This is a genomic window from Rhodococcus sp. H29-C3, from assembly GCF_030063405.1.
Lineage (GTDB): Bacteria > Actinomycetota > Actinomycetes > Mycobacteriales > Mycobacteriaceae > Rhodococcoides.
This window is the reverse complement of the sequence record NZ_JASITC010000047.1, coordinates 1284-2850: the sequence shown is the minus strand read 5'-3', so window position 1 is coordinate 2850 and position 1567 is coordinate 1284. Positions and strand designations below refer to the sequence as shown.

The 1567-nt window shown below is 58.8% G+C and carries 1 protein-coding gene; it reads right to left on the bottom strand.

The genetic code is table 11. The features are described from left to right. Positions 1–607: 607 nt before the first annotated feature. The coding region (locus QMK32_RS25050) for a 3-ketosteroid-9-alpha-monooxygenase, oxygenase component (protein ID WP_283478275.1) at positions 608–1567 on the bottom strand (960 nt) is incomplete at its 5' end.

Here is a 1567-nt window from a genome sequence, read left to right as displayed (position 1 = left end):
GACCGCCTGACACAGTGGGACGTGAGCGAACCGTTCCCGGTTTGGTGGACACGGGATCATAGGCGAGATTTGCGTTGGCTCCCCCAGGGGGCAACGAAGTATGGCTCAGACCTCGATGTGGCTCTACCGACGCACCGCCGTCAAAATCGGGAACGTTCACTACAAATACCACCGACCGCCTGCCGCCGGCACCGCGTCACTCACGTCCGTCCCTCATCCAACTGGAGGTGTCGAGAACTCTTTCGCCGTATTCACGGGCGAGAGTTTCGGAGTGTAAAGTGCGGCAGTCGCTTCGGGAGCGTCGTCGATTCGGTGACGGAATCCGCGTGGCCGAGACGTTCACGCTGCTGATGCTTCTCGCATCCGCAGCGGGACGCGTCGGCAGCTTTTCGGGGTCAATCCAAATCTCCTATCAACCCTTCGATCGTCGCGGCCCTGATGCTCGCATGAATATCGCGACAAAAACGCAAGGCCGGATGCACCTGAGTCGCCTCCGACAATGTCGGGCAGGTGCTCACTGCCGCTGCGCTCCACTGGACGGAGGTTTGGTGCCAGCTCGACTTCTCCGCAGCCACCACGTTTGCACACCGACTGCACTCGACGTCGGTCAATGTCCGACCTCGACCGAGCGTCGAGCACAACTCTCCGCCACCACCGCGCGCCATGTATCGATTGGGGTACTCATGTCCAATTCGAACTCGAAACGCTCGACCATGTCGGCGCGCACGTCTGCGACGTCCACATAGAACTGTTCGTACCACCGGCGAAGTTGATAAACGGGACCATCGCCATCGCAGAGCAGAGGATTCTCGATGCTGGTCTTGTTCTTCCATATCTCGATGTCCTGCTCGAAACCCTTCGTGATGTATCTACCCATACTCACGGCCATGTGTTCGGCGGCGGCCGCATCGAGCAGCGGCGAATTCTTGACGATGACACCATACGTAAGGACGAAACTGTTGGCATCGATCGGATAATGGCAGTTGAGCAGAATTGACTCGATGTCGAACTGGTCATAATGGTAGGTCAACTCGTCGATCATGAAAGCCGGACCGTAATAGGCGGCCTTCGAGGTATTGCCGAGCAGCGTTGGCTTACCATTGCTGACGGGTGGTCGAAGATCCTCCCGCGCAAGGCCACTCATGTACTGCGCCGCAACATGCCCTTCGAAGACGTTGCGGAAGTGCGTCGGGAACGAGCCGTGCACGTAGAAGAAGTGGGCCATATCTACGTTGTTGTCGATGAGTTCGCGGCAATTGGTCTGCACAACAATTTGTGTGAAGCCTTTCCATCCGGTCCAGGCCTCGGATGTAGCTCCCGGAATACGCGGCGGCGCGATGTCGAGCGACGGGGCGTTCCCCTCTGGATCGTTGTAGACGAACAGCATACCGTCCTGGTCGAGGATGTGCCAGGAACGAGTCTTCGCGATCGGGGGAACTCTTCGGGCGTAGGGGATCTCCGTGCAACGACCGTTCGTTCCCCAGCGCCAGTCATGGAACGGACACGCCACGGAGTCACCTTTGACCTCGCCCTGACTCAAGTCGCCGCCCATATGACGGCAGTACCC